The organism is Actinomyces oris, from assembly GCF_001937445.1.
GTDB classification, from domain to species: domain Bacteria; phylum Actinomycetota; class Actinomycetes; order Actinomycetales; family Actinomycetaceae; genus Actinomyces; species Actinomyces acetigenes.
Window position 1 is genome coordinate 43227 of the sequence record NZ_MSKS01000014.1, and the last position, 8346, is coordinate 51572.

General features: G+C 67.9%; 8 protein-coding genes. 4 read left to right on the plus strand and 4 right to left on the minus strand.

Annotated features, from left to right (window positions below; translation table 11 throughout):
* Positions 1-31: 31 nt before the first annotated feature.
* The 3 genes from BKH20_RS04875 to BKH20_RS04885 all read right to left on the minus strand — a co-directional run bounded on the left by BKH20_RS04875 (position 32) and on the right by BKH20_RS04885 (position 1983).
* On the minus strand, positions 32-643 hold the full coding sequence (locus BKH20_RS04875) for an NAD(P)H-dependent oxidoreductase (RefSeq protein ID WP_075390159.1): 612 nt from the start codon (positions 641-643) through the stop codon (positions 32-34).
* Complete coding sequence (locus BKH20_RS04880) at positions 643-1200, minus strand: TetR/AcrR family transcriptional regulator (protein ID WP_075390160.1); 558 nt, start codon at positions 1198-1200, stop codon at positions 643-645. Before BKH20_RS04880 ends, BKH20_RS04875 begins: the two co-directional genes overlap by 1 nt.
* Before the next feature lie 288 nt (positions 1201-1488).
* A complete protein-coding gene (locus tag BKH20_RS04885; protein ID WP_218638079.1) occupies positions 1489-1983 on the minus strand; it encodes a TetR/AcrR family transcriptional regulator in 495 nt (164 codons plus the stop codon).
* Between the two features lie 163 nt (positions 1984-2146).
* Between BKH20_RS04885 and BKH20_RS04890 the strand changes: the two genes are divergently transcribed.
* From BKH20_RS04890 to BKH20_RS04900, 3 genes are read left to right on the plus strand one after another with little or no spacing between them, the layout of a single operon-like run.
* Positions 2147-3223, plus strand: a complete 1077-nt coding sequence (locus BKH20_RS04890; protein ID WP_081381595.1) for an ABC transporter ATP-binding protein — start codon at positions 2147-2149, stop codon at positions 3221-3223.
* Positions 3220-4359 (plus strand): ABC transporter permease, encoded by a 1140-nt coding sequence (locus BKH20_RS04895; RefSeq protein ID WP_075390162.1) that lies wholly within the window; start codon positions 3220-3222, stop codon positions 4357-4359. Before BKH20_RS04890 ends, BKH20_RS04895 begins: the two co-directional genes overlap by 4 nt.
* Positions 4356-5462, plus strand: coding sequence for an ABC transporter permease (locus tag BKH20_RS04900; RefSeq protein ID WP_075390163.1), 1107 nt, complete (start codon positions 4356-4358; stop codon positions 5460-5462). The genes BKH20_RS04895 and BKH20_RS04900 overlap by 4 nt, the downstream gene beginning before the upstream one ends.
* Before the next feature lie 107 nt (positions 5463-5569).
* On the opposite strand, the gene BKH20_RS13955 is transcribed toward BKH20_RS04900, so the two are convergent.
* Complete coding sequence (locus tag BKH20_RS13955; protein ID WP_143224939.1) at positions 5570-5884, minus strand: hypothetical protein; 315 nt, start codon at positions 5882-5884, stop codon at positions 5570-5572.
* Positions 5885-6493: 609 nt separating this feature from the next.
* Between BKH20_RS13955 and BKH20_RS04905 the strand changes: the two genes are divergently transcribed.
* A complete protein-coding gene (locus tag BKH20_RS04905; RefSeq protein ID WP_143224941.1) occupies positions 6494-8302 on the plus strand; it encodes a DUF885 domain-containing protein in 1809 nt (602 codons plus the stop codon).
* Positions 8303-8346: the final 44 nt, after the last annotated feature.

The following is an 8346-nucleotide window of genomic DNA, read 5'->3' on the forward strand; positions in this document are numbered from 1 at the left end:
GAAAAATGCCCGGCTCGGTGGGGCTCATACCTCACTTCACCGCGAGGCGGGCGACGTGCTTGAGGTGCTTCTTGTGCTGGCGTCGGCCGGCCTTGCCCACCTTGCCGAAGTTGACCCAGCTCCGTCCGCGCATGCCCAGCTGCTTGATAGCGGCGCCCAGGAACACCGAGCTGACGTAGTTGCCGCAGAACCGGCGCAGGAACCAGGTCGGGGCGGTTGAGGTGGTGAGTACCAGCACCTGCTGGATGTGGGTGAGGTGGCCCTTCACCCCGGAGGCCGTCGCGTGGTAGGCCCAGTTCTGCTTCATGACCTTGTCCACGAAGCCCTTGACGATGGCGGGCACCTCGCTCCACCAGATCGGGCAGATGAAGATAATGCGCGAGGCGCCCTCGATGAGCTTCTGGTAGTGGCTCACCAGCGGGTCCAGCGTGCCGCCCTCGCTGAACAGGGCCAGCTCCTCGGCGGTGTAGCGCGGGTCGAAGCCGTCGGCATAGAGGTCGACGACGTCGTAGGGCCTTCCCGCCTTGTCCAGAGCGGAGGTGGCGGCCTCGAGCACGGCGTGGTTGAAGGAGCCGTCGTAGGGGTGGGCGTAGACGATGAGGGTGTGCTCGCCCGTCTTCTTGAGGGTCTTCTTGGCTGTCATCAGCTGTCTCCAATCGTGACGATGGCGCGCAGGGCTGCGCGGATGAAGGTGGCGTCAGCGTCGGTGGCGCCGGCGGCGATGAGCTGGGTGTAGCCCTGAAGGCAAGACCACACCAGGAGGTGAAGCGGTTCCGGCTCGGTTCCTCGCTGTGCGGCCAGGCGCTCCACCTCGCCACGGGTCAATGCCAGCAGCGGGTGCTCCTCTAATCGGTCGAGCGCGGCGATGGCCGCGGGGCTGACCTGATTGAACTCGAAGAGTCGCGGGTGCTCGGTGGCCAGGTCTACCAGGAGGGAGCCGATGCCGACGAGCGACTCGATCGGATCATCCTGGATCAGGGGGACGGCGCGCTCGCCCAGCGAGGTGGACAGCTGGCGCGCCGCAGCCTCGAAGAGGCTGGTCTTGGACGGGAAGTGCTTGTAGCAGGCGGGTGTGGTCACCTGACACGCACGAGCCACGCCGCCCAGCGTCACCTCGCTCCAACCGTGGGTCTCGATGAGGTCCAGGGTGGTGTCGATGAGTCGCTGACGGGTGTCCGTGCTGCGCCGGTCTATCTTCACACTAGATAGGTTAACTTGGTTAACCTATCTGTCAAGAGTGAGAGTGTTCTTCTTTCGAGTGGGTGTGGGTGAAGGGTGGTCGGAGCGCTGCGATTGCTCCCGGTCTCCTGCTCTCGCTGAGTGGTTGAGCGGCTCGGTGCACCGGTTGGGTCTCGCACGTCCTCGGGGGTTGGGGCGGGGTGGTCCGGTGCTTTGGGAGCTGCCTCAAGGGGTGCGTGAGCGCCGTGCCGTTCCCTCTTGGGGGTGCTGATGCCGAAGGGGTGTGCGCGGTGGCGGGTGGGGGTGGGGTCAGTCGACCCACCAGGCGTCAACGGCGTCCTGCGCCCAACTCTCTGGGGTGGCGCCCTGTGTGGCGGTGCGAGTGAAGTATGAGCCGGCCATCATGAGGACGATCATCTCGGCCGGGACGTCGTCGCGGACGAGGTGCTGGACCTGGAGGTCGGCGACGAGCACCGTAAGCGCCTCAAGGCGAGGTTGGAGGAGTCGGGTGCGGCAGGCCTTGGCGAAAGGGTCGTGGGGACGGGTCATCAAGGTCGCGTAGGCGTGCATGCCGATGCCCGCCTCTAGTCCGTGCTGAAAGCTGGAGAGGCTGGCAACAAGGCGGTCGCGCGGCGGAAGGCTACTCGGCGGGGGGATAGCGGCGGTCAACTCCTCCAGGGCGGCGTCGAGCAGTTCTTGGGCGTTGGCGTGACGGCGGTAGATGGTCGTCTTCGCGACGCCCGACACCTGGCTGACGGCCTCGACGGTGACGCCGGCTGGACCGCGTTCGCGGAGAACCTGCAAGGTGGCGTCGTGCAAGCGCGCGTCGGTCGACGGGTCGCGGGGTCGTCCCGCCCGGGTGGCCTTCGCTGCGCTGTTCCCTGCGTCCCTCCCAGGAGTTCTTGTCTTACCGTCCACGGCCCTTCTGGTCACACCCTCACGGTAGCAGGGGCGGGGCGGTGGTGGCATGGTGGCGGCATCGTGGGGGCTTGGGTGGGCTGGCGGGGCAAAGGTCCTTGATGAGGCGCAGCTCAAATCGATACGATATACGTACCGTATCGAAAAGGAGGTTGTCATGTCTGATGTGAGGGAGCCAGCAGTCGAGTTCAGGGGCCTGCGGATGGTCTTCAAACGCCGCAGGGCCGAACCGCTGGTCGCGATCAACCAGCTTGACCTGAGAATCGGGGGAGGTCGAGTGTTCGGTCTCCTGGGCCCCAATGGATCGGGAAAGACGACGGCGGTCAATTTGTTGTGCGGTCTGCTCCGTCCCTCCGGCGGGACCGTGCTGTGCGAAGGGATTGACGTGCGCGAGGACCCTGTTGGCGTGAGGGCTCATCTCGGTGTGGTTCCACAGGAGACGGCCCTCTACGACGATCTGACCGCCCAGGAGAACCTGCACTTCCATGCGAGCCTCTACCAGGTGCCTGCTCGGGAGCGGCAGGAGCGCATCGCCGAGGTGCTCGACCTGGTCGGACTGACCAAGCGGCGCCATGACCGGGCCGGCACCTTCTCCGGCGGGATGCAGCGCAGGCTCGCTCTGGCCCGGGCTCTGCTCACCAAGCCGTCGGTCGTCGTGCTGGATGAGCCGACGCTCGGCGTCGACGTGCAGTCCAGGGCTGCTTTGTGGCAGCGCATCCGCGACATAGCCGACTCCGGCGGAACCGTCCTGCTGACCACGAACTACATGGAGGAGGCGCAGGCGCTCGCTCACGAGCTGGCCGTTCTCGACCACGGAAGGCTCATCGCGTCAGGGACTCCTGATGCGATGCGCGACGACCTCGGCCAGTCGCTGATCGATCTGCATACCGATTTGCCCGCCGGCGATCGTGACCTCCTCAGCCGCCTCCCCGGGGTTCAGGAGGTCACCGGGAAGGCCGCCGGCGTCGTCGTCGCGACCGATGGGCGGCCGGCCACGCTGAGCGCAGTCATGGACGCGCTTGCTCGAAGTGGCCATGAGGTGCGGGTCCTGGGGGTAAGGCGCCCGGATCTCAACGATGTCTTCCTGAACCTCACTGGAAGCGCTCTGAGGGATGGTGATGCATGATGCGTTCCTGGCTCGCCTCGGCCTGGTCGATCGCCGTCAAGGACTGGAAGCGGTTCGTCCGCCAACCCTTCCTCATGATCATCAGTGTCGCCATTCCGCTGGTCTTCATCTTCTTCTACTCGATCATCGTGCCGCTGTCGGCCACTGGGCCGATCATGATCGCCGACGAGGACCACTCCGCGCAGTCCGCGGCGCTCATCGAGCAGATGCGTGACATCCGCTCCGTGGAGGCGCCCTACTACGAGGTCGTCACCACTGACGCCGCCACCGCCCGCCAGGCCTTTGAGAATCAGACCTCACTGGCCATGGTAGTCATCCCCCAGGGGTTCGACGACGCTGTCGACAACGGTGACGCCAAGGTTGAGCTCCGGCTCAACAACATCAACTCCGACTACTCCAAGAACCTCCGGCTGCGTCTCGACCTGGCTGTGAAGAATCTCGACGCCGAGCTCACCCGCCCTATCGCCGTGGTTCATGAGACCTCTTGGCTCCCCAGCGACCCCACCATGCTGGGCTACATATCGACCTCCCTGCTCCTGTTCGGATGCCTCTACGCCGGCATGGTCAACACCGGTCTGGGCGTCGCCTCCGAGTGGAACGACCGCACCGTCAAGGCGCTCCTGCTCGCCCCGGTGCGTCGCGGCACCCTCGTAGCCGGCAAGGTGATCGCCGGGCTCGGTCAGTCACTGGTCAGCGAGGCCCTCGTCCTGGTCGTGCTCGTGGTGGGATTCGGATTCAGGCCGGTCGGATCCCTGTGGCAGATGGCGGCGATCATGGCCATGACGACCTTCATGGGGGCCGGCATCGGGGCCGCCTTCGGTGTGGCCAGCAAGAAGACCCTAGCGACGTCGTCGACCCTTATCGCCCTGGCCATCATGTTCTTCCTGGTCTGTGGCAATGAGGAGTCCATGCGGGGACTGGCCTGGTCCCAGCCCATGGAGAGTCTGTGGGGGCTGTCCCGGCTGCTTCCGCCCACCTACTCCTTCCTTGCCGCCCGCAGCATCTTCCTCACCGGCGAGTCCTCCAACCTGGCTCTTCACCTCACGATCGTGGCGCTGTCTGCTGCTGCCGTTCTCCTGCTGGCCTCGTGGCTCCTGCGACGCGCCTACAACCAACTCACAGGAGGCAACGCATGAACCTCGACCGCACCCTCGCCGTCGCCGTCAAGGACCTCAAGCAGTGGGCGCGCGACCCCCAGTCCATGTTCGGCCCGATGGCCATTCCGCTCGTTCTCATGTTCGTCTCCACTGTGCTGTTCGGGTTCGGTGGCGACGAGTGGAACATCGGTCTCATCAACAACTCCCGCGGGGAGCACTCCCAGGAGCTCGTTCAGGAGATCCATGACTTGCGCAGCAATATCTCGCCCTATTTCCACGTCGTCACCACCGATCCTGACGAGGCCCGCGAGCTTGTTGAGCAGGGTCGTCTCCAGCTCGTCGTCACCATCCCGGAGGACTTCGACGCCGATATGGATCAAGGCGAGATTCCCACGTTGGATACCCAGGTCTTCAACATCAACACCGACATGATGAAGAACGCCCGGCTTCGCCTCAACCGGGTGCTCCTGGACTACGCCAGCCACCACGAGCCGGCCCTGACGCCTGTGATGGTCGAGCAGAGCACCACCCGACCGACGGACGTGTGGCGACGCTGCTTCATCGGGCTGAGTGCCTCGATCCTGGCCATCATGGTCGGGGCGGCCCTCAACACGGCGATCATCGTGGCTCGCGAGTGGCAGCGCAGCACGGTCAAGGAGATCCGTCTTGCTCCCAGGGCGCGCCGGCCGATCGTCGCCGGGAAGCTCCTGGCCGGACTGGTCGCCGGCGCCACCAATGCCCTTGTCGCCCTGGGTATCGCTGTCGCCCTCTTCGGGGTGCGCATCCCCTGGGAGCGCCTGCCCCTCCTGCTGCTCATTGGCGGCCTGGCCGCCCTGACCTGTGCGGGACTCGGCGTGGCCATTGGAGCCTGGCTGCGCGACTACCGCGCCATCCAGCCCCTCCTCCTGGTGACCTTCGCCGGAACCTTCTTCGCTTCCGGGGGCTTCTCCAGCCTGGCAACCCTGCCTCCTGACGTGCGCGCCTTCAACCGCTGGTGGCCACCGGCCTACGTCCTCGACGGGATGCAGTCCGTCGCACTCATGAGCAGGCCGCCCACGATGACCTCGCTTCTTGTCGGCGAGGCCGTCGCCGCCGTGCTCGCCATCACGCTCGGGGTCTGGGCGGTGCGCAAGCGGCTCTGATCCTCGGGCTCTGCGCCAGAGGCGTCTCCTGGGTGTCGTCCGTGCGCCCGGGAGACGCCTCGTGCCCACGCGGGTAAGGGTTACATCATGTTCACCGTGAGTGACCACTATGTGGTCGATCCGGGGTTGGAGAGGTTGGTGCGAAGATTGCTTGATGGCCTCCTTGTTAACGTTACCAACGGTGCTATCGCAACGACGTCGAGCGGCCGTTGAGAATGCCCCTGACCTGCGCGGATATCGGTATGGGTGAACCTCGACCGCAGATCCTTGACACCACCGGCGCAGCGTCCTTCAATCATGTCCATCACGGCGCGATGAGCGCGCGACGAGCGCTCCACGCCGGGGTGTCTCGGCCCGTCCAGGATGAGAGGAGCACTGATGACCCGTACCGTTTGCGGCTGCGCGCCGCGGTCGACGGCCATGCGTGTCAGTCTGCTGCGCCCCTGCTCATCGGCCGGCCGCCATCGACGCCTCTTGACCGCTACCCAGTAGCCACTCGCTGATCCCGGCCCGCGCCCTCGAGCGCCCGTGTCGGTCGGAGGGGGAGCCCTGGCTCCCCGCATCCGAGGCCGAGGCTCCGGTCCGGGCTCGTCGTAGAGCCTCGCACCTCGGGGTCAGACCAGTACCAGTTCCCACCCGCGCCCGTCGCCTTCAAGCAGGGCGAGGCGCCTATCAACTATTCAATCTTCTCTTCTTCGCCGTCAGATCTGCGATGTCTATGGATCTTTGTTCCGCTTCCTGGCACCCTGGTGAGACGGCAATGTCGCCGCCGGGCCCGCACGCCATGCGGTGAGTGAAGCGAAAGGCCTGTTGTTATGACCGATCACCCCTCTAAGTACTCTCCCGCCGAACCTGCTGCACCTTCGACCGGCTCCCGCACGCAGGACGCCCCCGCAGGTACGGCGGACGTCACGCCTGTGCCCGCCACCAGTCCGGTGAGCACCGGGCCGCCCGAGCGGCCGCCGGTCCATCCGCACCACCCGAGTTCAGGAACCTGGCGGGCCGTCCGCACGGCAGGTGCCCCCTTGAGCGTGCATGAGGTCGAGGCGGCAGCCTCCGCGGCGCCCGCCGCCCACACCTCCGCCCAGGCCGTCACCCGCTCCTCGGTCCACTCGCCTTCCGAGACCGCGGCGGCCGGCGTCGTCCTGCGCGACCTTGCCGACGAGTACGCCCTGCTCCTGTGCGCCCACGACCCTGAGGCGGCCGCCCGCACCGGTCTGCCCGGCGGGACCATCCTGCCCGACTACTCGCCCGCGGGGCTGGTCGAGCGTCTCAGTGCCGAGCGCTCCCTGCGCCACCGCGTGGCCGCCGTCGACCACTCGACCGGCTCTGACGAGCTCCTGCGCCGCCACCTCCTGGAGCGTCTGGAGACCTCCATCCAGTTCATCTCCGCCGGGGAGGAGGGTGGCAACCTCGGTTTCCTGTCCTCGCCGTTCCAGCAGATCGCCCGTCAGCTGCATCGGCCCCCTGGGGCCCCCGACCGCGCCGGCTCCGAGGAGGCGGACCTCGCCGAGGCCGAGGCCAAGTGGGAGGACGCCTGGAACCTGCACCGCACCCGCCTGGAGGCGCTGCCGACCGCCCTGGAGGGACTGGCCGCCTCCCTGGCCGCCTCCGCCGAGGCCGGTGTGATCGCCCCGCTCAGTCAGGTCGACGTCGTCGCCGGGCAGGCGCGCGACCTCGCTCGACGCCGCACCCAGGCGCTGCCCGAGGACCTGCCGGCCACCCTGCACGTCCAGCTCCAGGAGGCCGACATCGTCGCCCGCCGCGCAGCGTTGGACTTCGCCTCGCACCTGCGCACGACGCTCTCGCCTCGCGCCCCCCAGGCCGAGGGGGTCGGCCCGCAGCGCCACGCCCTGTGGATGCGCCGCGTCCTGGGCACGCGGGTCGACCCTGGGGAGACCTACGCCTGGGCCACCGAGGAGCTGGGGAGGGTCATCGCCGAGCAGGACGCCATCGCCGTCGACGTCCTGGGACCTGGCGCCAATGCCGGCAGCCTCAACCGGCACCTGCGCGCCGACCTGACCCGCGCCCTGCGCCCGGAGGACTACACGACCTGGGCGCAGGAGGTGGCTGACGAGGCCTGGGACGCCGTCGTCGGCCGGATCCTCGACCCGCCCGACGGCCTGGGCCGTCCCCGAGTACGCTTCGGGGAGCCCGGCGACGGCGCGGTCCACTACGAGGAGCCGCGCGGTACCGGCGGGGAGCGCCGGCCTGGCATCGTCATGCGCTCCCTGGCCGACGGCGAGCAGCTGGTGTGGCCGTGGAAGGAGCGGACCACGATCCTGCACGAGTCGGTCCCGGGGCACCACGTCCATGTCGGTGCGCACGCCACCAGCACGCGCTTGACCGCCTGGCAGCGCTACCTGGGCTCCGTGCCCGGGTGCGACGAGGGCTGGGGCCTGTACGCCGAGTCCCTCGCCGACGAGTTCGGGCTCATGCCCACGCCCGAGGACCGCTTCGGCCGCCTGGCGGCACGCCGCTGGCGCCTGGCCCGCGTCCTCGTGGACCTGGGAGTCCACTCCCGGCTCCCCGTGCCCGACGACGTCGCAGCCCTCCCGGGGGCCTGCCACGAGTGGAACCGGGCGACCGTCACCGCGGTGCTGCGCCACCACACAGTGATCTCCGAGGGGCGTCTGCGCTTCGAGGTCTCCCGGCACCTGGGGTGGCCGGCCCAGCCGCTGGCTTACGCGGTGGGGGAACGGGTCTGGCAGGCCGGTCGGCGCCGCGCCCAGGAGCAGGCCCTCACCGAGGGCGGCGAGCTGGACCTGCGCGCCTTCCACAACCGGGGCATCGACCTGGGCAGCGTGGGGCTCGATCTGCTCGCAAGCGCCTTGCACTGACCTGCACAAAGGGTGCAGAGGTGGAGGACCAAGGCGTGCCGGGG